The following is a 21,559-nucleotide window of genomic DNA, read 5'->3' as shown; positions in this document are numbered from 1 at the left end:
CTCACCGCGCCGGGCTGGGACGCCTGTCGGCGGCCGGTTCCTCCTCCTCCGCCGGCTCCACCGCAACGGCCGGCGTCGGGAACCACAGGGCGGCGACCAGCCCCCGTGACTCCCCCGGACGCATGGTCAGCCGCCCGTCCGACGCGTCGACAAGCACGGCGGCGATGGTCAGGCCGAGCCCCGCGCCGTCCACGTTCTGCGCGTCCGGGGCCCGCCAGAACCGCTCGGTGGCCTGGCCGAGCTGACTCTCGGTCATGCCGGGGCCGGAGTCGCGAACCTCCAGCGCCACCCCGCCGTCGCGGCGGACCACTGTCACCGTCACCGCCCCACCCGCCCCGCTGAACTTCACCGCGTTGTCGATGAGCGCGTCCAGCGCCTGGTCGACGGCGGTCGGCACGGTCCGGGCGTACGCCGGGGCGTCGGTCGTGGCCAGCCGCAACGCGACCGACCGGTGCCGAGCCAGCGGCGCCCACGCGGCCACCCGGGAGGCGGCCACCGCGGCGGCGTCCACGGTGACGCGCTCGTTCTCCTCCCGTTCGGCCCGGGCGAGGGTGAGCAGCGCGTCCAGCACCAGCGCGAGCCGGTCGGTCTCCTCCAGGGCCAGCCGGTGCTCGGACCGACCGTCCGGGTCGGTGAGGCTGGGCCCCAACTCCTCCACCCGCAGCCGCAGCGCGGTGAGCGGGTTGCGCAGTTGGTGGCTGGCGTGCGCGACGAAGGCGCGCTGCCGGTCCATCACGTCGGACACCACGTCGGCCATGTGGTTGAAGCTGGCCGCGAGGCGGCGCAGCTCCGGCGGGCCCAGCCGGTGCTGCACCCGGGCGCCCCGGTCGCCCTCGGCGATCTCGTGGGTGACCGCGTCCAGTTCGGTGACCGGGCGCAGCACCCAACCGGCCAGCCCGAACGCGGTGAGCACACAGGCCAGCACGGCGAGCAGGCCGGCCAGGGCGAGCAGCAGCCACCACGCGACGACAGCTCGGCGGATCGCGCCGGCCGGGGTCACGATCACCACCGCGCCGAGCACCTCACCTCCGTCGTTGATCGGCACCGCCACCACCACCGGGTCGGTCGTCCAGGGCCAGACCGACTCGGGGGCGCTGGTCTGCTGCCCGGACAGCGCGACGTCCAGCACCGTCGCGGTCCCCGGGCTGGGCTGCCACCTGGGCGACGAGACCGAGATGTTCCGATCCCGGTCGACGATCGCGGCGCGGAGCGCGTACAGGTCGTCGTAGCTGGTCAGCTCGGACTCGATCGGGCCGGGCCCGCCGTCACGCAACGCCGGCCCGGCCAGCGAGGCGAACCGGGTGGCGTCGGCGAGCCGGTCGGCACGGACCCGTTCGGTCTCGCGGCTGGCCATGGTGGCGGCCAGTGGAGTCTCCAACGCGATGAGGACGAGGACCATCAACAGCAGGTAGCTGATCACCAGGCGACGGCGCACGTCAGCTCCTCACGCGTCGCGCAGCCGGTAGCCGACACCGCGCACGGTCTCCACCAGGCGGGCGTCGCCGAGCTTGCCGCGCAGCGACCCGACGTGCACCTCGACGGTGTGCCGGTCGGCCCAGGTGGTGCCCCAGGCGTCGAGCAGGATCCGGTCGCGGGGCACCGCCACCCCGGGCTGGCGGGCCAGCGAGAGGAGCACGTCGAACTCCTTGCGGGTCAACGTGACGGCGCGGCCGTCGACGGTCACCGTCCGCGCGGCCACGTCGATGCGGACCGACCCGGCCTCGATGAGGTGCCGCTCCGGCGCGGCGTTCGCGGCGCGGCGCAGCACCGCCTCGATCCGGGCCTGCAACTCCACCATCGAGAACGGCTTGACCACGTAGTCGTCCGCGCCCAGGCGCAGACCCAGCACCCGGTCCCGTTCCTCACCCCGGGCGGTCACCGCGATGATGCCGAGCTGACTGCTGCGCCGACGCAGCTCCCGGCACAGGTCGGTGCCGTCCCCGTCGGGCAGGGTCAGGTCGAGCAGCACCAGGTCGCACGGGGCGGCGGAGAGCGCGGCGGCGACGGTGGCCGCGTGCTCGACCTCGTACCCCCGGCGGGTGAGGGCGGAGGACAGCGCGGCAGCCACCCGGCGGTCGTCCTCCACCAGCAGGATGCGCACCCGTGCCCCCGTCCGTCGCAGCGCTGTCCTGCGAATGGTGGCAGAAGCGCGCGCGGACCGGGAGGCCACCCGCCCGCGCTGGGCGGGCTACCGGCCGCTTAGGGCGTGGGTCGAAGTCCTCGGTCGAGCCGAGGCGGAGTCCAGGCGGCGGTCCGGCAAGGCGGAGGTTGGCCCGGATACCGGTGTTGTATCCGGGCCAACCTCCAACGCGGCCGGCCGTCGTCTGGACCCGCCGCAGGCCGGCCAGGGGCTTCGACCCACGCCCTAAAGACCGAAGACGTCGTCGGCGGTGGCGTCCCGCACGCCGTCGGTGAACCCGCGGAAACCCGGGTCCTCGTGGCTGGCCGGCACGCTTGTGACGTTGACCCCGCTGGCCTGGGTGACCGCGTCGACCAGAGGCGGGTAGTCGATCTCGGCATCCTGGAAGGCGTCGTCGTCCGCCTCGGCCAGGTTGATCACATGTTGTACGTCGTCGGACGGAGTGTCCGGGTCCTCGGCCCACTCGCCGCCGGCCCGGTAGCACTCGTCGTACAGCGCGCGCTGGCTGTCGGTCCAGTCATCGTCGTAGCTCTGCATCGCCCATCCCTCCGCGGCCCTTGACCTGAGCATGCCCGGCGGGAGGCGACGGGCGCGGCGGTACCGGCGAAAACCGGGCGAGCGCGCCCACGGCGGCCCCGTACGCTGCTGTGGTGATCTACAAACTGCTGTCGAACGCGGAATGGGACGACGCCCTCGCCGCCGGCGCCTTCGCCGGCTCCGCGGTGGACCGGCAGGACGGGTTCATCCACCTCTCCGGCGGCGACCAGGTGGTGGAGACGGCGCGACGGCACTTCACCGGGGTGACCGGGTTGACCCTGCTCAGCGTCGAGGAGGAGCGACTGGGTGACGCGCTGCGGTGGGAGCCGTCGCGCGGCGGGCAACTCTTCCCCCACGTGTACGGCCGGCTGCCGGTCGCGTCGGTGGTCGAGGCGCGGGCGTTGCCGGCGGACCTTCCGGCCGCCGACGCGGTGGCCGCCCTGCTCGGCTGACCAGGTGGCCGCCCTGCTGGGCTGAACCGGACGCGCCCGACCCGACAGTGTCGGGCCGGGCGCGATGCCGTGCGGACGGGGCTCAGTGGCAGAGCCGGTCGATCTCCTGCTGGAACCGGTCCATCGGGTTCGCCTCGGCGGGGCCGAGCAGGTACGTCTTCAGGTCCCGGCGGGCCTCGGTCATCGGGTCGTCACCGGCCCGGGTGACCGTCACGATCTTCTCCAACTCGCCGCAGTCCTTGGAGAGCAGGTACGCGGCCCGCGCCGTCGGGTACTCGCGGCGGAACTCGTCCTCGGACAGGCCGGCCGGGTTGGCCACCACGTACGGCCGCTGACTCTGCACGAAGTCGGACACCACACTGGACACGTCGCTGATCAACAGGTCGGTCTGGTTGAAGCAGTCGAACAGCCCCGGCGTGCGGCCGGTGACCACCAGGTGCGCGGTGCCGTCCAGCGAGGACGCGTCCGGGTTGCCGCCGGCAGCGCGGATCGCCGACACGACCCGGTCGTGCACGGCCTTCGCCGCCCTGGACCGCGACCCGGTGAGCGGGTGCGGCTTGTAGATCAGGCGAACCCGAGGATTCGTGGCGAGCACCCCCTTGACGATCCGCTCACCCATCAGCACCAGCGAGGTGTGGTACGGGTCGTCGTCGAGCCAGCCCTCCCAGGTGGGCGCGTAGAGCACGGTGAACGGCCGATCCACCGACTCGGCGCCGAAGGTGTGCACCCCGGCGAGCTGCGGCCGACCGATCTCGACGATGTCCGAGTCGAGCACCCCCACGCCGGCCCGCGCGTAGCGCTCCCGACCGGCCAGACCGGCGACCCAGACCTCGTCGTACACCTTGCTGTAGGGGTTGACGCTTGCCTGCTTGTCGCTGTCGCCGTGCCCGACGAAGACGTGCTTCGTACCCGGCTCGCGGAGCATGTGGATGTTCGCGCCGACGTTTGCGGAGTAGAGCGCCGCGCGGACGCCGCCGAGGTCGAGGTTCATGAAGTCGACGCCGGCCGGTACGCAGATCACCGGCAGACGGGTGTCGGCCAACTCCAGGAACGCCTCCCGGCTGCGCATCAGCACCACCGCGCGCTGCTGCAGCGCCTCGGTCGGGGCGAGCCACATGTTCGCCTGGTAGACGTCCTTGGCCGGGCCGGCGAAGTAGAGCGCCACCTCCGGCCGGTGGCTGTCCAGCCACCGCTGGACCGCCGGCAGCAGTGGGCCCTGCCCCGCGCCCCGACCCCGGAGCCAGGTCAGCGCGATGATGGCGCCCACCAGACCGGTCGCCACGACCGCCACCGCGCCGGCCACGATGAACGGCGTCGGATCGTGCTGCACCGCGGCGGCCACGCCGGCCGGCACCAGTAGCAGGTTGAGCAGGGGCATCCGGTCGCCGGCGACCGCCGCCGCCCAGGCGGGCGGCTGGGGGGCGCTCGACAGTGGACCCAGCTCGATGTTGCGCACCATGGCGGAGAGCGGGTTACGACGCTCGATCATGGTGGAGAACGCACCGGCGAAGACCGACACGACCCACACCGCCGCCGGCAGTACGAGTAGCAGGGTCAGCTCGCCACCGCTGAGCCGCACCTCGGCGACGACCAGCAACACGGCGGCGAGATCCCGGGTCAACTGTCGGTACGACCAGTGCAGGCCCACCTTCTCCAACAGCAGCTGCGAGGGCGGTGACCAGCGGGCGACGGCGAACTCGCCGATGATGGCGGCCAACCCGGCGACGGCGAACAGGCCGATCCAACCGAATACGCCGCCGACGAGCATGACCAGGTAGGCCAGTACCAGTAGCGCACTCTGAGCGGCCACTCCGAGGCGTCCTGTCAACGTGCCGAACAAACGAGTTCGCTCCCTACGAGATTTCATTGCGGGCGGTGCCCGTGATGGACCGACGTCACTCCCCCGTGACGCAGCGGCTCAATCGTGGCCGGCTGCGTGTGACTGCGACCTTAACGCGAGGGGACAGCTCGGCGCCGCTCGGGTATCCGGCACCATTTCGGGCAAAGCTCCGTGCGGTGGCGCGCCCGGCCCCACCAGGGGGTCGGGCGCCCGGGCGGGGAGAGCGTTCAGTCGGCCCGCCGGAAGCAGGTCATCGCGCCGGGCGCCGGGCGCGTGGCGAACTGCTGGTAGCCCAGCCGCGGCGCGGTGTCGCGGGCGTACCGGTTGCCGTTGTAGACGCAGATGGTGCCCACGTCCAGGCGGTCCAGTGCCGGCGTCAGCTCGGCCGGCGTCGGGCTGGCGGTGCCGTCCGCGAAGTCGGAGAGCAGCAGCCGGTCCTTGGCGAACTGGGAGTTCAGGTCGTACTCGACGAGATAGAAGTCGCGGGGCAGGACGACCCGGACCTCGCTGGTGACGATCGGCGTGGTGCGCATGATCGTCTTCGGGGCGAGCAGCAGGCCCTGCGGGCGGTCCAGGCCCTTGATCCAGAACGCGATCGCCTGGCGCTGCTGCGGGAGCTTCCAGGTGGGGCGGTGGTGCACCTCGACCCAGCTGTTCGACGACCACATCGGGGTGGCGAACAGCGCGAACGAGGCGACCAGCAGCACCGCGATCCCCCCGGATGCCGCCCGGCGCAGCGCCGGGGTCGGCGCCGGCACGCGCACGGTGCAGAGCAGACCGATAAGGGTCGGCAGGGCGAGCAGCCACGGCACGCGCCAGAGCACCACCGAGATGCCGCTCAACGCGCTCAGCAGCTCCAGCACGCCGGGCACGAACAACACGCTCAACGCCAGGGTGGCGCCGGCGGCGAGCAGCGCGGGCGTACGCCGACGGGCGAGCAACGCGCCGCACCACAGCGCGAGGCCGCTGATCACGCCGACCACACCGAACAGCAGGGTCCGCTTGTAGGTGTACGCCGCGTCGAAGAAGGTGTCGTCCGCGCCGGTCGCGGTCATCCCGCCGAGCAGCAGGCGGGAGACCACCAGCGAGCCGATCGGGTACGCGAGGGCGGCGACCGCCGCGACGATGGCCGCCTTCCAGCGGCCGACCAGCAGCATGGCGAAGCCGGCGGCGCCGACCAGCATCGGCAGGATGATCGCCGCGGTGTTGGTGAGCCCGATCGCGGTGATCGAGAGCGCCACGATGAGCAGCAGGCTGCGACGCGAACGGTTGTCGAACCACTCGGTCAGGTAGAGCCACATCAGCGGGATGACCGTCGAGACGAACATGCCCTTGCCCTCGTGCAGCCGGAGCAGGTGGAACGTGCCCAGTGCGGCATCGTCACCGGCGACGAGGTACAGGTACGCGATCGCCACGGTGAAGGCGAGCAGCGGACGGCGCGGGGCCCACCGGTGCGTCAGCCGCCACAGCGCCAGCGCCGCGAGCACCGCCATGATCGGCAGCAGCACGTACCAGAGGGCGGAGCTGGCATGGATGCCGACGACATTGGCGAACGCGCCGTCGAAGACCTCGATCGACGGGATGGGCGGCTGCGAACCCATGGCCGGCAACACGTTCTCGGAGAACAGGAAGTCGTTGAGCGGAATCAGGTCGCGCTCGGCGATCCACACCGACTTGCCGACGTAGTAGACGTCGTCCGGGGTGTTGCGGGCCAGGAAGAACGAGGAGATGCCGACCAGGACCGAGACGACAAGCGCGTACGCCGACTGCGCCGGGGTGGGCGCCGGCGCGGCCGGGGTGGGCGCCGGGCCGCTCAGCCAGGCCTTGCGTACCAGCAGGAGCCCGCCGACGGCGGCGAGCAGGCCGGCCACGGCCGGGATCCACCAGGAGAGGCTGACGCCGGTGCCGGCCACACCGGCGGAGATGGCGGCCACGGCGGCGGCGACCAGAACCCCGATCAGCAGGCGGCGGTCGGCGGCGGGTCGTGCGCGGACGGTCTCGTCCTGCACCGCCGGGGCGCTGTCGAGCGGGGTGCTGTCGGCCGGGGCGCCGGCGCGGCGGCGGGCGCGCAGCACGGCCACGACGGCGAGCACCACACAGGCCAGCAGCCAGATCCGGAAGGTCACCGACGGACGCAGGTCCCCCAGGAAGGCCAGGTGGTAGAGCACGGTGAAGAGCGCGAACGCGATCACGGCGCCATCGGTGAGCACCGCCGGGGCGACGGCCACCAGCGCGCGTACCCGGGACAGCCCCGCGCGAGCGCCGGCGGGCCGGGATGCCGGCCCGTTCCGCGCCGTCGGATCCGGTTCGGCGGGCGCTACGGCGATGCTGTCGACGTTGGCCACGGGCGTCCTTACTCGTCAGGCGGATGAGAGGCATCGGCAGGGTGACGGCCGGCTGTCAAGGGGGCAGCGTAGCGGAATCGGGCAGGGGTGCCGCCGCTACCGGCGACCGAGTGTCGGGGTGCTGGTCAACCCGAGATCGGAGCCTCCCGGGGACGGGGCAGGACGCTGTCGGCGCCGAGCCCGGCCGCCACGGATTCGACCAGGTTGTCCAGGTAACCGTCGGTGAGCGGGAGACGGGCGATGGCGAGCCGCCAGTAGAGCGGACCCACGATGAGGTCGATGGCGGCGTCCGGCTCGGTGTCGGCGGGCAGTTCGCCACGCTGCACGGCACGGGTCACCAGGCGACCGCCGATCTCCTGCTGCCGGGCGTGCAGCACCTGACGCAGGGTCGCGTCGATGCTGGGGTTGCGGGCGGCCTCGGCCAGCAGGTCCGGAATGATCTGCGATGCCAGTGGGTGCCGGAGCGCGTGCGCCACCGCCTGGAACAGCAGCGCGAGATCACCGCGCAGCGTGCCGGTGTCCAGAGCGGGGAGCTTGCCGTGCGCCGCGGCGGCGACCATCTCCAACACCAGGTCGAGCTTGGAGCTCCACCGTCGGTAGACAGCCGTCTTGCTGACGCCGGCCCGCCGGGCCACCGCCTCGATGGAGAGCCGGCCGTAGCCGACCGCGGCGAGCTCCTGCATCAGCGCGCGGCGGATCGCCGTGGTGATCTCGTCCCGCAGCACCGCCGCGCCGGCCGGCGCCCGCCTCTTCTCGGTCGTCATCGAGGGCTCTTATCGCAGGTCACGCCGGATAGCGTAGCGCAACGACGGTACGGTTGCGTCCCGACGTGTTTCGGACTACTGTCCACGCAGCGACGAGGCGGCGCCCCGCGCACACTTCCCACTAGGATTCGATCGTCGCGAGCAACCCCCGTCTGCACGAAAGATCGGAGCGCCATTTCCATGGCCACCACCGCGCTGGTCGACCCCGCCACGGGCCTGACCCAGGCGCAGCTGGCCGCTCGGCACGGGCTGAGGGTCGCCGGTGAGCGACCCAGCCTCGTCGAGTACAGCCGCCGACTATGGGCCTACCGGCACTTCATCGCCGCGTACGCCAATGCCAAGCTCGTCGCCTCGTACAGCAACGCCAAGCTGGGTCAGCTCTGGCAGGTGCTCACCCCGCTGACCAACGCGGCGGTCTACTACCTGATCTTCGGGGTGGTGCTCGCACAGAACAGCATCCCGAACTTCATCGCCTACCTGACCACCGGGTTGTTCATCTTCAACTTCACCCAGAGCGCGGTCCTGGCCGGCACCCAGTCGATCAGCAGCAACCTGGGGCTGATCCGGGCGCTGCACTTCCCCCGTGCCAGCCTGCCGCTGTCCACCACCATCACCCAGTTCCAGCAACTGCTGGCCTCGATGGTGGTGCTGATCGGCATCGTCCTGGTCACCGGCGAGCCGCTCACCTGGGAGTGGTTGCTGCTGGTGCCGGCACTGCTGTTGCAGGCGGTGTTCAACGCCGGTGTGGTGCTGCTGGTGGCCCGGCTGGGCGCCAAGTCGAGCGACCTGAAGCAGGTCATGCCGTTCATCATGCGGACCTGGATGTACGGCTCCGGCGTCCTCTACAGCGTCAGCCTCTTCGACCGGCTGCCCGGCTGGGCGACGACGCTTGTGCAGTTCAACCCCCTGCTGGTCTACATCGAGCTGGCGCGCTACACGCTGCTTGAGGAGGCACCGCTGCTCAACGAGTCGCTGACCCAGCTCTGGCTGGTCGGCGCCGGTTGGGCGTTGGTGGCCGGCATCGGCGGTTTCATCTACTTCTGGCGCGGCGAACAGGAGTACGGCCGTGGTTGAGCACTTCGACGCCCCCATCGAGGCGAGCGCGACGATGACCCGCACGCAGGAGCGCATCCCGACAGTGGTCGTGGACGACGCGCACATCATCTACCGGGTGCACCAGGGCGCCGCCGGTGGCACCACGCCGGTGGCCGCGCTGCGCCGGCTGGTCAAGCGCACCCACGCGCCGAACGTCCGGGAGGTGCACGCGGTCAAGGGCGTCTCCTTCACCGCGTACCGGGGCGAGGCGATCGGGCTGATCGGCAGCAACGGCTCCGGCAAGTCCACAATCCTGCGGGCCATCGCCGGCCTGCTGCCGGTCAACCGGGGCGCCATCCACACCCAGGGGCAACCGTCGCTGCTGGGCGTCAACGCCGCCCTGCTCAACGACCTCTCCGGGGAGCGCAACGTCGTCCTCGGCTGCCTGGCCATGGGCATGCACCCCGATGACGTGGCCAAGCAGGCGGCCGGGATCATCGACTTCTCCGGGATCAACGAGCGGGGTGACTTCGCCAGCCTGCCGATGCGGACGTACTCGTCCGGCATGGCGGCCCGGCTGCGGTTCTCCATCGCCGCCGCCAAGAAGCACGACGTGCTGCTCATCGACGAGGCGCTCGCCACCGGCGACAAGGGCTTCCGCAAGCGCAGCGAGCAGCGGGTGCGGGAGCTGCGGGAGGGCGCGGGGACGGTGTTCCTGGTCAGCCACCAACTCTCCTCCGTCCGGGACACCTGCGAACGGACGATCTGGCTGGAATCGGGCGTCATCCGGATGGATGGCCCCACCGACGAGGTCATCCGGGCGTACGAGGCGTACGCCAACAGCAAGTAGAGTTCCGGCGAACGTCCGGCACCGACATGGCACCTGAGGACCGCGTCGCCCGCGTGGGGGCGGCGCGGTCCGCGCGTTAAGGTTCATTCCGTCGCCGCTCGGGCGGAACCTTCCGTTAACGCATCCCTGAGAGTGAGGATCCGGCAATGACGCAGGACCAGACCACTGGCCCGGACGCCGAAGCGGAGACCCCGACGCCGTGGCGGCCCTCGCGGACAGTGGCGGTGGTTCTGGCCGGCGGCACCGGGACCCGGCTGGGCCTCGGCATCCCGAAGCAACTGCTGAAGATCGCCGGTAAGCCGATCATCGAGCACACCCTGGCGGTCTTCGAGACGGCACCGGAGATCGACGAGATCATCGTGCTGATGGCCACCGGCCACGTCGAGGACGCCCAGCAGATCGTCGAGAAGGCCGGCCTGCGCAAGGTCACCAAGGTGATCGAGGGCGGGGACACCCGCAACGCGACCACCCGGATCGCTCTGGACGCGGTCGGCCCGGAAGACTGCAACATCCTCTTCCACGACGCGGTGCGCCCGCTGCTCAGCGGCCGGATCGTGCGTGAGTGCGTCAACGCGCTCTGGAGCTACGACGCGGTGGACGTGGCCATCCCCTCCGCGGACACGATCATCCAGGTCGACGACAACGACTGCATCACCGACATCCCGGTGCGCTCCCGGCTGCGCCGGGGCCAGACCCCGCAGGCGTTTCGCTCCCCCACGATCCGCGCGGCGTACCGGATCGCCGAGGACGACCCGGACTTCGCCGCCACCGACGACTGCGGCGTGGTGCTGCGCTACCTGCCGGGCACCCCGATCAAGGTGATCGACGGCTCCGACGAGAACATCAAGGTCACCCACCCGGTCGACGTGCACCTGGCGGACAAGCTCTTCCAGCTCGCCGCGGCGCAGGCGCCCCGGCTGACCGACCACCGCAGCTACAGCGAGGAGCTGACCGGCCGCACCATCGTGGTGTTCGGCGGCAGCTACGGCATCGGCCACGAGTTGACCGAGCTGGCCCGACGCTACGGCGCCCAGGTCTTCCCGTTCAGCCGTTCCAGCACGGGCACCCACGTGGAGCGGGCCGAGGACGTCGCTGCCGCGCTGACCACCGCCTTCGAGGCCACCGGCCGGATCGACCACGTGGTGGTCACCGCCGGCATCCTGGAGAAGGGCGCCCTCGCCGAGATGGACGAGGAGACCATGGACCGGCTGCTCCAGGTCAACTTCGTCGGCCCGGTGACCATCGCCCGCCAGGCCCTCCCGTACCTCCAGCAGACCAAGGGTCAGCTGCTGCTCTACACCTCCAGCTCGTACACCCGGGGCCGGGCCCGCTACGCGCTCTACTCGGCCACCAAGGCCGCCCTGGTCAACCTCACCCAGGCGCTCGCCGACGAGTGGGCCGACGTCGGTGTCCGCGTCAACTGCATCAACCCGGAGCGCACCGCCACCCCGATGCGGACGCGGGCCTTCGGCGAGGAGCCGGAGCACACCCTGCTCGCCGCGGAGGCCGTCGCCCAGTCGTCGCTGGACGTGCTGATCTCCGACCTGACCGGCCAGGTGATCGACGTACGCCGGGCACCCGGCGACGGGCCCACGCCGAGCGTGCCGGCCCAAGCCGGGTCGGGTCGGGTCGACGCAGCGGCCGGCGCGACGTCCACGAACTGACGCCGACGGCTGCGGAACCACGAACGGAGCGACATGCGCGGCGACCTGGTCCGAAAGCTGGCCGCCCGGTGCCTGACCACCGGGTTGGCCGTGCTGGCCTTTGTCGTGCTGGCGCTCACCGGCGCCACCGGTTGGGGGCTGGCGCTGGCCGTCGCCGCGCTGGCCGCCTCGGCCGCCGAGCAGCGGATCCGGCCCAGCGCCGACCTCGTGGCGGAGACCACGTTGATCGCCGCCGCGATCCTTGTCGGTTACTCCCGGCGGCTGGACGACGGGCTCAACCTCGCGCTGGTCGCCACCGGGCTGGTCCTGCTGGGGCTGGTGCTGCTGGTGGGGCCGCTGCGCACCGCCGGCAGTCTGGAGATCCGGGCGGTCAACCTGCCGGTACGCGCGTGGACGCCGCTGATCGCCGACCGGCTCGGCACGGCTCTGCTCGGACTGCTCGCGGCCCTGGCGCTCGCCGCCGCGCTCGCCCTGCCGGCCGGCGTGGCGCTCGCCGCCAGCCTGCTGGTCGGCGCGGGCGCCGGCGCGGTCGCACTGGACCTGGCCCGGCGGCGGTTCCGGCCGAGGGCCGGCGGCGGGCCGGTGGCCGCCGCGCTGCGCCGGTACCAGCCGGAGTTCCTGCTCTACTTCTCCGCGCCTCCCGGGTCGGAATACCAGGTCACCATGTGGCTGCCGTACCTGGAACGGATCGGCCGGCCGTTCCTGGTCGTGCTGCGCGAGCCGGAGTTCCTGGCCCCGATCGCGGCGGCCACCGACTCGCCGGTGGTCTACTGCCCCACCCTGGGGGCGTTGGACGAGGTGTTGGTGCCGAGCCTGCGCGTGGCGTTCTACGTCAACCACGGGGCGAAGAACAGCCACTGCGTCCGCTTCACCCAGCTCACCCACATCCAGTTGCACCACGGCGACAGCGACAAGGCGCCGAGCGCCAACCCGGTGTCCGGGATCTTCGACCGGATCTTCGTGGCCGGGCAGGCGGCGATCGACAGGTACGGCCGCGCCGGGGTGCAGATCCCTGCGGACAAGTTCGTGGTGGTGGGTCGCCCACAGGTCGAGTCGATCGAGGTACGCCCGGAGCCCGCGCGTGGGCTGGCGCACCCGACGGTGCTGTACACGCCCACCTGGACCGGGCACCACGCCGACGCCGACTACTGCTCGCTGCCGGTTGCCGAAGAGCTGCTGCACCGGCTGCTGGAGCGCGGCGCGACGGTGATCCTGCGGGCCCACCCGTACACCGGGCAGAACCCGGCGTCGGCCCGCCAGCTGGGCCGCCTGACCGAGCTGCTCCTCGCCGACCGGGCCCGCACCGGCCGACAGCACGTGGTCGGCGCGGCGGCCCGGGAGCTGAGCCTGACCGAGTGCGTCAACTCCTCCGACGCGCTGGTCTCCGACGTGTCCGGCGTGATCTCGGACTTCCTCTACTCCGGCAAGCCGTACGCGGTCACCGACATGGGCGACGAGGGCGACCGGTTCGTGGAGCGGTTCCCGCTGGCCGGGTCGGGTTACGTGCTGCGCCGGGACATGTCCAACGTGGACGAGGTGCTGACCGCGTTGTTGGACACCGACCCGCTGGCCGAGGCCCGCTGGGCCACCCGCCGCCGCTACCTGGGTGACTTCCCGGCCGAGTCGTACGCCGAGGCGTTCCTGGCCGCCGCCCGCCGGGAGTTGGCGCTGCCGGACGACCGCGTGAGCGAGGGGTCCGCGCAGCTCTCCCCGCTGGCCTGATCCGGACCATCGGGCCCCACGGGTCGGCTAGCCCAGGCCGAGCCGAGGCGCTGCGTCGACCACGATCACCATCTCCCGGGTCTCCACCGGCTGGTCGGCCGGCCTCGGGTCGAACGGGTCGGCGCCGGTCCGCCCGTACAGGGCATCGACAGTCGGCGCCTCGGCGGGCGGCCGGTTCGTCTCCAGCGACCGCACCGGCCACGATCCGAGGGTGTGGGTACGCAGGTGCTCGGCCGGCAACCCGAACTCCGCCGCCAGCGCGTCCACCTCGGCCCCGAAGGAAGCCCGTGGTGACATGCCGACCGGACTGGGCGCCATGATGAGGGCCAGACCCCAGACGCCATCCCCGTCGACCGTCAACGGGTGGAGGTCGACGGACCACGCGTCCGGCCGCCCCAGCAGCGGAAGGCAGCGGACCAGGGCCGTGTCGAGGTCCGGGGCCAGCAGGCGGGCGTGCACCCGCACCACGGCGTCGTCGTCGGACCCCGCCCACGGCAGTCGTCTGACCCGTCGCCGGACGGGGGTGGGAGATTCCTCGGTGGGCAGCCCTTCGGGCGGGTCCCACCATTCCTCTGCCGCGTCGGCGACCGCCCCGATGGACACGCAGATCGGCGTCACCCCGTCGGTCGTCCGCTCCCGACCGGCGGCGAAGCCCATCGGGTAGCCCGCCGCCGACTCGTCCACGTCCAGGTCGCCACGACCCCACCGGAAGCGCTTCAGCAGCGGAGCGGCCACCTGGCGCACCGCCTCCCCGCCGGACGCGGAGGAGGTGGTCGGCGTCAGCGTGAGGTCCAGGTTCACCCCGCTGCGGGGGCCGTCGACCTCGGTGCGGGACGCCTCGAGGCTCACCGCGCCGAGCGACGCGAGGAGTGGCCGGCAGCGACGCGCCGCGTCGTCGAGTCGGGCGTCGACGACGTTCAGGCTCACGGTGGTGATCAGGGTGTGCTCGACGGTGGACATCAACGCCGGATCGTATTGGCCGGGGTGGGGCGGCACGAGCGATTTCCTGCCGACGAACGACCTCAGCGGTACGGGTCGAGCAGCGCCAGCACCGCCGACGGGTCCTCCACGTGCGCGTTGTGCCCGAGACCGGGCAGCGTGGCGATCGGTACGCCGTACTCCTTGAGCTGTTCGTCGGTGACCATCGGGTCGTTCTCCCCGCGCGCCAGGACCACCGGCACGTCGGTCGCCGCGAGCAGTGCGGCCAGGTCGGGCTCGCCGACGGCGAAGGCGGCCGGGTCCATGGCGAGGCGCCACCGGCCGTCGACCTGGCGCAGACCGGCGTCCACCACCGGGTGATCCGGTGGGAGCAGGCCGGCCAGTCCGGAGACGCGCAGGTACCGGCGAGCCGCCTCGGTGCGGCTGGCGAACCAGCTCACCGGACGGGCCGCGACCTCGGCGGCGCGGGTCAGCTCCGCGGGTGACCAGAGCGCCTTGATGCCGAGCCCGACCACCGCGTCCACAGGCGTTCCGGCGTCGCGGGCGGCCAACGCGAGGCCGACCACCCCACCCAGCGAGTGCCCGAGCACGACCAGCCGGTCGTCGGGGGCGAGGGCCTGCGCCATCCGCTGGGCGAAGCCCACAAAGGAGTACGACGGCAGCGGCGGCGCGAAGCCGTGGCCGGCGAGGTCCGGTGCCAGCCACCGACCGGGCCAGTGCTGCTCCAGCAGTGGCGCCCAGGGCAGCCACACGTCGCCGGTCGCCCCCATGCCGTGCAGCAGGAGCAGGACCGGCCCACGGCCGGCGTGACCACCCGATTCATCCACCACGGCCGCAGTCTCCCACGGTTAGCGGCCAGGTACGAGCGTCGTGCGCGGACCCGACCGACGAAGATCCACTGTAGAGTGCGGCGTCTGGACGGGCATTATCGTCACGGAGAGGAGCCCCGTGCTCAGAGGGTATCGATCAACACTGGTGGCGGCGGTGGCGCTCGTCGCGGTCGGCACCGCGCCGGCAGTGCCCGCGCTCGGCACACCGGCGAGCACGCCGGTACGCGTCGCGGGTGTCGCGGCGGCCGATCGCGTCCTGCGCGTCTACAACAACAACATCGAGAACCTGGTGGTGAACAACTCCGACGGGAGCTGCACCCGGATCTCCGGACCGGACCACCTGACCTCGATCCTGGTCGACGACGCCGGACGCACCGGCACCAGCGGTGTAGTGGCACCCGACATCCTCATCGTGCAGCAGGTGCGCGGCACCGGCCAGGCCGAGGCGTACGCCGATCAACTGTCGGCCAAGTTCGGTTACCCGGCGGGCACGTACGGGGCGATCGTGGCCTGGAGCGACCCGGAGCCGTGGGGCAGCACCCACAAGTGCAGCTCCCAGTCGCTCGGCGACCTGAAGAAGAAGCAGACCAACGGGATCATCTGGAACACCAGGACGCTCAGCCTCGCCGCCGGCGACATCTCCAAGTACTGGAGCGCGGGCTGGCTCAAGCCGGGCACCGCGTACGCCGACGGGGCCGGGTGCACGCTGTACAAGCCGCCGAACAGCGACCCGGACAGCACCGACTACTACAAGTGGAAGCGGACCAGCGCCATCGCGGCCCGATTCACCATCAAGGCGACCGGCACCAGCGTGTTCGCGGCGACCATGCACCTGCCGCAGGAGAACCGGCAGAACGCGTGCGCCGGCGACGGTGACCGGGGCATCGCCAACAGCGGCATCCACCTGGGTGCCGACGCGACGAGCCTGCTGAACGCCTCCACGATCCGGATCGTGGGCATCGACGCGAACCGCACGGGCATCGCGGCCAGCACGTTGAGCGGGTACGGCATGACCGGCTACGGCTCGGCGGCCACCAGCGGTTCCAGCAAGATCGACTATCTGTTCGTGAAGGGCGGAGTGCGGCCGTCCAGCATCGGCCACACGGTCAGCGGGACGAAGTCGAACCACCTCGCGCTGTACGGCTTCATCGACTACTGAGCGGGATACGAAGACGCCGCGGGCGCCGGCCCCTAGTGGGGGCCGGCGCCCGCGGCGTTTCCACACACCTGGGTCAGGCGGAGTAGCCCCGGCTGGTGATCCAGTTGGCCAGGTCGATCGTGGTGACCCAGTACGACGGGTCGGCCGGGTTCGCCGAGTCGGCGATCCGCACGGTGCGGCCGTTGTCCTTGTAACCCACGACGGCGATGTAGTGCCCGCCGCCGTAGGAGTGCCAGCCGCCGTCGGTGTCGGTGGCATCGCCGACGACGTTCGCCACCACGCCCCGGCCGTCGGTGATGGCCTTCACGACGTCGGCCTGGAGCCGGTCCATCTGTGCCGGGCTGGGCGCGCCGGGGAACATCCGGGTCCGGTACGGGGAGCCCTTCACCTCGGCGTTGAGCGCCCGGGTGGTGTCCTCGGCCGAGTTGGTGCCCATCTCGGTGGTGCCCAGCTCGGCGCCGAGCTCCTCCTGGGTGCGGTCGATGCCGGCGGCGCTGAGCGCGTTGCGGGTGGCCGCCGGACCGCAGTTGTAGTAGGTGTTCTGCGCCTCGTAGTCGTAGTCGAGCACCTTGGTCGCGGGCGGCTTCGGCCGCTCCGGCTTCCGGGTCAGGTCCGGGTTGCTGCTGGCCTTCGCGGCGGGTGACGCGGCGCTGGTGGCCGGGGCGGCCGTGCTCGGCGCGGTGCTGGCCGAGGGGGACGCGTCCCGAGCGTCGCCACGGGAGGCGGCGACGTCGCTGCGCATCTCGGCGACAGTGGTCGCGGTGCGCTGGCCGGCCGGGGCGTCGTCGGCCGTGGTGAGCAGGGCGCCGGTGGTGGTGGCGATCGCGAGGGCCGCGGCGGAGGCGGCGACGATCTGGTACGGACGCTCGGTGGCGAGGCGGCGGAGCTGACGCTGCAGGGTGTGCTTCACGGGGTCCTCCACGGGTCGAGGGGGAGAGCGGCACACCGGGGCCGGACCGGTATCCGGGCAGGCGCCAGCGCGCGGACCGTGGTCCGCGGATGGTGAACCGCTCAGGGGAACGCCCGGAGTGGCCGGGCGGGAAGGGCGATGACCCGGGGGTCAGCTCACCGTCACTGGACGAGTGAGCGGGCGCACCGCCGCGCCGTGGAGGCGAGGGAACAACCGAGGGGTGGAAAGGTGCTGCACGAGGAGTTGACTCCTTCCGACACCGCCTACCGGGTTAGCTGACGGATTCGGGCGGGAAGATCGCCCTACCGCGGGCCGTGGCTCGCGGATTCACCCCGGACTTACTGGTGGGTCCCCGGTTCGTTGATCACGATTGAGCGGGTCGATGCGGCGTCGCGTCTTGCGATCGGTTACCGCACCGGACGGGACGACACTACTGGCCACTCCGCGCCCTGCCAAGCCAGGTTCACCTGCGTAAACCCCAATTGGCGCGCCAATTTCTGCGCGTCTTGCCGATGACGTGACTCGATGGGACAACCGGTTACGGCGACGCCTGCGGGCGACAACCGGACAGGCCGTAAAGAACGCGACCACATTCGCGGGAACAATGGCGCCGATCGTGCCGGCCGTCCGATTCCGTGATCGGGTGACCGGCCTCACGTCACAGATCGGGCTCAACCCACCCGGGCCGGACGCCACCGTGCCACGACGGCGGGACGCAACGCCCCGGCCACCGTCCGGCGGGCGGGCACCGGGGTCGGGCACAACCGGGCCACCGCCGCGTACGCCTCCTCGGCGAGGATGCGAGCCGACTCGGCGGCCAACTCGGCGTCGCGCCAGGCGGCCCGCTCGCGGCCGGCGGCCACCTGGTAGTCGGCCAGCCGCGCGTCCCGGACCACCCGACTGATCAGCACCTCCTGCTCGACCGGGTGTCGTCGGGGATCCCAGCCGCGCCGGTGCCCGAACACGTCGCCGAGCTGGGCCATCGTCAGGTCGCCCCGCCAGTACGCCGTCATCGCCGTGCGGTGCAGATAGCGCTCCCGGGCCGCGTACTCGGCGGGGGTGTGCGGCGTCTGCGGAGTGGGCAGCGCCCCGGCGCCCGCGAAGCGACGCGCGGCGGTGTCCGCCTCGTCGTACCCGATCCAGGCCCGCTCCAGCTGCTCCTGAGCGGTCAGCCAGGTGGCGCGTCGCCGCCGGGCGGTCGTGGCCGCGCCGGCCGCGGCGACGGCCACCTCCTCGGCGTAGCGGCGCCTGTCGACGGCGTCGGCGGCGGCCACCTCCCGTGCGCTGGGCACGGCCGGGGGCCTGTCGTCCGTGGGCTGGTCCCGTTCGGGGCGGGCGGCCAGCACGGTGAGGAGGCCCAGGGTCAACAGGAACAGGGTGGACCAGATGGCGGCGGCCTGCGGCACCTCGGTCACGAACTGGTAGAAGACGACGGTCTCCATGGTCGGCACCTCGGGGAGAGAACAGCGCGATGGGAGCCGCGCCAACCAGCGGGCACGGAGGGCCACGGGTCGGCGGGGTAGGAAGCGGGTGGGTCGACAGGGCGCGGTGACGGGACGGTCGGCCCCGTGGCTCAGCGCCGGGGTGGGGCCCGGGAGGCCCGACCGCTCGCCGTGTCGACGACGGGCAGCCGGTCGGACTCGGCCGCGCGGATCGACAGCCCGCTCGCGGCGACGGTGCCCTGATCAGCGGGGAGCGTCGCCGGCGTGTCGACCGACCATGCTGGAGCCGACGCCTCGGCGGCCTCTGGCGGCATCGCCGGGCGCGCCGCACTGTGCGCCCCCACCTGTCGGCAGGAGGCCGCCAGCGGCCCTCCGGCGACGAGGGCCGGCACCACGCCCGGGGCGGGCGCCTGGCTGGACGTTGGCGCGGCGGCCGTGGCCGGGCCTGCGCCGAGCGCCAGGGCCGCGACGACGGCGAGGCTGGTCAGCACCCGCGTCGCCCAGCGCGCCACCCACCACAGCGGACAGGTGAACGCGACCGGAAGCACGCCTCCACGCTACCGTCGCGCCGACCCGGGCGCACCGACCACGGGCGTGTCGGATCACGCCGCGCCGACCCCGTTGACCAGGGTGGACGCTGTCAGCGCCTGTCGACGTACGGTGATCGACCGCCGGCCTGACCGACCTCGTCGGCAGGTCCGTCGACCTCGCCGCGGGCGCTGCTTCCGGGGTCCCGTGCGTCGTCGTCGCCGGCCGTGCGTTGTCGGGGGACGGGCGCCGGACGGGCCGCACGGCGCGGCGCGAGCCGGCGCATCATCGGGGTTTCGACGTAGCGGTGCAGCAGCCCGGCGAGGATCAGGTTCGCCGCCAGGAAGCCGAGCACCACGGCCGGGCCACGCCAGCCCGCGAAGCCGATCCCCCAGGTTCCGCTCCAGCGCAGCACGCTCGTCATCACCAGCACGTGCACCAGGTAGAAGGCGAACGAGACCTCACCGAGCCAGACCAGCGGCCGGGACCGCCAGGGCGAGCGCCGACCCCGCACGTCCGCGTCCGCGGCGGCGGTGATCACCAACAGGTAGGCGACAGCGAGCAGCGTGGTCCACAGCTCGGCGCGGATCCACTGCGCGGCCGTCACCCAGGTGACCAGGAAGATCCCGCTGGCCACCCGCAGGCCGGGACCGCGCCAGAGCCCTCGGCGCATCAACTCGGCCGCCACCGCGCCCAACCAGAACTCCAGCGACCGTACCGGCGGGAAGATCTGGGTGAACCACCACCGGCTCACCTCCGGCACCAGCTCCTGGGCCGGCCAGAGCGCGAGGATCAGCAGCGGCAGCGCGACGATCAGCGCCCACAGCAGCTTCGGCCGGGCCCTGCGCAGCAGCGGCAACGCCAGCGGCAGACAGAGGTAGAAGAAGAACTCACAGGACAGCGACCAGCTGACGGTGTTGAGGCTGTAGAACCAGCCCGGCCGGGGGTCCCACGCCTGCAGCAGCAGCAGGTTCTCCAGGGCGGCCGCCGGCAGGACCGGGTCGGCGAACCACCAGGCGACCAGCAGCGTGGCCGCGAACAGCACCAGGTGGTTCGGGTAGATCTTGGCGACCCGCCGCCGCCAGAACGTACGCCGGGAGTCGCCCGCGCGGGCCGACCAGACCAGTACGAAACCGCTGAGGATGAAGAAGAACTGCACCCCGGAGAGACCGAGGGTGAACAGCGCGTCGATGACGGCCTTGTAGTCCGGCTCGGCGATGATCCGCATGGTGCCGGCGTGAAAGCCGAAGACCAGCAGAGCGGCGATCCAACGCAGTCCGGTCAGCGAGGGCAACCGGGGCAGGGCCGGGGCGGGCCGGGCGGCCGACGTCGCGGCGACACTCGTCATGCCGGGATCCCGGCGCTCGGCAGGGTCACCAGCACGGTCGTAGCCTCCTCGTCGCGGCGTCGGACGGCGCGACGGCGACGCCCACGACGACCCGGCAGGGCCGCACCGAGGCACCCTACCGGGTCACTACAGGGTGAACCGGACGCGTCCCACGGGTGTCCGGACGCGAAGCGGGCCGGACCGCGACCGGCCCAGCCCGCTCACACGGCGTCGTGCTGGCTAGACGGTGGCCATCACATCCAAGATCCAGTCTCTGCTGTCCGGCACAGTCCCCCAATACGCAGTGCCGGTACACCCGGAACTGACCATGGAGAGCACCCCCACCTGATAGCGCATACCGTCGACGAGCTTGAACAACGGACCTCCGGAGTCACCGAAGCACGAGTCCCCGTTCATGCCGGTGGTGCGGATCGCCCGACCGCCGTGATAGTCGGTGTCGTCGATGGAGTTGACCTGCTGGGTGGCCCGGCGCAGGATGGCCGAGGGCGCGCAGGTCGCGCAGGTCCGACCCCACCCGAAGGCGTAGGTGGTGGCACCGACCTTGGTGGTGGCCGTGGGCAGCCGGACCGGCTGGGCGTTCGCGGACCGGTTGAGCTTGAGCATCGCGATATCGTGGTTGGTTCGCACCCGGGAGTCGGCGACGTTTACCACGCCACCCCCCGTGTAGTAGTAGATGCTCTTGACCCGGACGCTGATCCGACTGTCCGCGATCCGGGTGCTACCCGAGTAGATGCAATGCCGCGCGGTGAGAACCCAGTAGTTGTCGACGATCGAGCCGGAGCAGTTGTACTGACCGTCGATGAGCACCGCGGCGAGTCCATCGGCGTCGGTCTGGGTCTCACCCCCGATGATCGGCGCGGGTGCGGCGGCGGCCGACCCGGGAGCGACCAGCGGGGCGGTGACCAACAGTGCGGCGAGCAGGACGGCGGCGCGTGTGATGCGACCGCCTCTGGTGTGACCGGCTCCCCCCGTGGCCCGGAACACTGCCGTCAACCTTTTCATATGACCTCCATCAATCGGAACAGGCGTCGACGATCTTCACTTGACGTCGGCC

19 protein-coding genes and 1 riboswitch are annotated in these 21,559 nt (G+C 72.0%); of the genes, 6 read left to right on the top strand and 13 right to left on the bottom strand.

The annotated features are described in order from the left end of the window. Nucleotide 1: 1 nt before the first annotated feature. The 3 genes from ACLQ3B_RS29430 to ACLQ3B_RS29420 all read right to left on the bottom strand — a co-directional run bounded on the left by ACLQ3B_RS29430 (nt 2) and on the right by ACLQ3B_RS29420 (nt 2,677). Nucleotides 2–1,435 (bottom strand): sensor histidine kinase, encoded by a 1,434-nt coding sequence (locus ACLQ3B_RS29430; RefSeq protein WP_425783949.1) that lies wholly within the window; start codon nt 1,433–1,435, stop codon nt 2–4. Between the two features lie 9 nt (nt 1,436–1,444). Further along, nucleotides 1,445–2,101: a response regulator transcription factor gene (locus ACLQ3B_RS29425; protein WP_124822714.1), complete on the bottom strand. Its 657-nt coding sequence runs from the start codon at nt 2,099–2,101 to the stop codon at nt 1,445–1,447. Between the two features lie 264 nt (nt 2,102–2,365). Continuing rightward, nucleotides 2,366–2,677, bottom strand: a complete 312-nt coding sequence (locus ACLQ3B_RS29420; protein WP_088947217.1) for a hypothetical protein — start codon at nt 2,675–2,677, stop codon at nt 2,366–2,368. 113 nt (nt 2,678–2,790) lie between these two features. On the opposite strand from ACLQ3B_RS29420, the gene ACLQ3B_RS29415 reads away from it, so the two are divergent. Beyond that, nucleotides 2,791–3,129 carry a DUF952 domain-containing protein gene (locus ACLQ3B_RS29415; protein WP_425783948.1) on the top strand — a complete coding sequence of 113 codons (339 nt, stop codon included), beginning with the start codon at nt 2,791–2,793 and terminating at the stop codon, nt 3,127–3,129. An 82-nt stretch (nt 3,130–3,211) separates the two neighbouring features. On the opposite strand, the gene ACLQ3B_RS29410 is transcribed toward ACLQ3B_RS29415, so the two are convergent. The 3 genes from ACLQ3B_RS29410 to ACLQ3B_RS29400 form a co-directional block, all read right to left on the bottom strand. After that, nucleotides 3,212–4,969: a CDP-glycerol glycerophosphotransferase family protein gene (locus ACLQ3B_RS29410; protein ID WP_425783947.1), complete on the bottom strand. Its 1,758-nt coding sequence runs from the start codon at nt 4,967–4,969 to the stop codon at nt 3,212–3,214. Nucleotides 4,970–5,196: 227 nt separating this feature from the next. Further along, a complete protein-coding gene (locus ACLQ3B_RS29405) occupies nt 5,197–7,314 on the bottom strand; it encodes a DUF6077 domain-containing protein (protein WP_425783946.1) in 2,118 nt (705 codons plus the stop codon). A gap of 125 nt (nt 7,315–7,439) precedes the next feature. Beyond that, entirely contained in the window at nt 7,440–8,078 is a 639-nt protein-coding gene (locus ACLQ3B_RS29400; protein ID WP_425783945.1) for a TetR/AcrR family transcriptional regulator, read from the bottom strand. A gap of 180 nt (nt 8,079–8,258) precedes the next feature. Between ACLQ3B_RS29400 and ACLQ3B_RS29395 the strand changes: the two genes are divergently transcribed. The 4 genes from ACLQ3B_RS29395 to ACLQ3B_RS29380 all read left to right on the top strand — a co-directional run bounded on the left by ACLQ3B_RS29395 (nt 8,259) and on the right by ACLQ3B_RS29380 (nt 13,349). Further along, nucleotides 8,259–9,152 carry an ABC transporter permease gene (locus ACLQ3B_RS29395; RefSeq protein WP_425783944.1) on the top strand — a complete coding sequence of 298 codons (894 nt, stop codon included), beginning with the start codon at nt 8,259–8,261 and terminating at the stop codon, nt 9,150–9,152. A 34-nt stretch (nt 9,153–9,186) separates the two neighbouring features. Further along, nucleotides 9,187–9,963, top strand: coding sequence for an ABC transporter ATP-binding protein (locus tag ACLQ3B_RS29390; protein ID WP_238657093.1), 777 nt, complete (start codon nt 9,187–9,189; stop codon nt 9,961–9,963). 146 nt (nt 9,964–10,109) lie between these two features. Next, the gene (locus tag ACLQ3B_RS29385) at nt 10,110–11,627 is read left to right on the top strand and encodes a D-ribitol-5-phosphate cytidylyltransferase (RefSeq protein WP_425783943.1); all 1,518 of its coding nucleotides are present in this window, start codon (nt 10,110–10,112) and stop codon (nt 11,625–11,627) included. 33 nt (nt 11,628–11,660) lie between these two features. Then, nucleotides 11,661–13,349 (top strand): CDP-glycerol glycerophosphotransferase family protein, encoded by a 1,689-nt coding sequence (locus tag ACLQ3B_RS29380; RefSeq protein ID WP_425783942.1) that lies wholly within the window; start codon nt 11,661–11,663, stop codon nt 13,347–13,349. Nucleotides 13,350–13,376: 27 nt separating this feature from the next. On the opposite strand, the gene ACLQ3B_RS29375 is transcribed toward ACLQ3B_RS29380, so the two are convergent. Beyond that, nucleotides 13,377–14,309, bottom strand: a complete 933-nt coding sequence (locus ACLQ3B_RS29375) for a hypothetical protein (RefSeq protein ID WP_425783941.1) — start codon at nt 14,307–14,309, stop codon at nt 13,377–13,379. Between the two features lie 62 nt (nt 14,310–14,371). Beyond that, nucleotides 14,372–15,118 (bottom strand): alpha/beta fold hydrolase, encoded by a 747-nt coding sequence (locus tag ACLQ3B_RS29370; RefSeq protein WP_425783940.1) that lies wholly within the window; start codon nt 15,116–15,118, stop codon nt 14,372–14,374. Between the two features lie 118 nt (nt 15,119–15,236). On the opposite strand from ACLQ3B_RS29370, the gene ACLQ3B_RS29365 reads away from it, so the two are divergent. After that, nucleotides 15,237–16,277: a hypothetical protein gene (locus tag ACLQ3B_RS29365; protein ID WP_425783939.1), complete on the top strand. Its 1,041-nt coding sequence runs from the start codon at nt 15,237–15,239 to the stop codon at nt 16,275–16,277. A gap of 73 nt (nt 16,278–16,350) precedes the next feature. Here ACLQ3B_RS29365 and ACLQ3B_RS29360 read toward each other — a convergent pair whose 3' ends face one another. From ACLQ3B_RS29360 to ACLQ3B_RS29340, 5 genes are all read right to left on the bottom strand, one after another. Continuing rightward, nucleotides 16,351–17,199, bottom strand: coding sequence for a C39 family peptidase (locus ACLQ3B_RS29360; RefSeq protein ID WP_425783938.1), 849 nt, complete (start codon nt 17,197–17,199; stop codon nt 16,351–16,353). Nucleotides 17,200–17,432: 233 nt separating this feature from the next. Continuing rightward, a riboswitch (cyclic di-AMP (ydaO/yuaA leader) is annotated at nt 17,433–17,574 on the bottom strand. 284 nt (nt 17,575–17,858) lie between these two features. Then, the gene (locus ACLQ3B_RS29355) at nt 17,859–18,629 is read right to left on the bottom strand and encodes a hypothetical protein (protein WP_425783937.1); all 771 of its coding nucleotides are present in this window, start codon (nt 18,627–18,629) and stop codon (nt 17,859–17,861) included. A 131-nt stretch (nt 18,630–18,760) separates the two neighbouring features. Further along, complete coding sequence (locus tag ACLQ3B_RS29350; RefSeq protein ID WP_425783936.1) at nt 18,761–19,177, bottom strand: hypothetical protein; 417 nt, start codon at nt 19,175–19,177, stop codon at nt 18,761–18,763. Nucleotides 19,178–19,269: 92 nt separating this feature from the next. Next, entirely contained in the window at nt 19,270–20,505 is a 1,236-nt protein-coding gene (locus ACLQ3B_RS29345) for an acyltransferase family protein (protein ID WP_425783935.1), read from the bottom strand. A 219-nt stretch (nt 20,506–20,724) separates the two neighbouring features. Beyond that, a complete protein-coding gene (locus ACLQ3B_RS29340) occupies nt 20,725–21,489 on the bottom strand; it encodes a S1 family peptidase (protein ID WP_425783934.1) in 765 nt (254 codons plus the stop codon). Between the last annotated feature and the right edge of the window lie 70 nt (nt 21,490–21,559).

The sequence above is a fragment of the Micromonospora sp. DT53 genome (assembly GCF_049841535.1).
Lineage (GTDB): Bacteria > Actinomycetota > Actinomycetes > Mycobacteriales > Micromonosporaceae > Micromonospora.
This window is presented reverse-complemented; position numbering and strand designations above follow the sequence as displayed.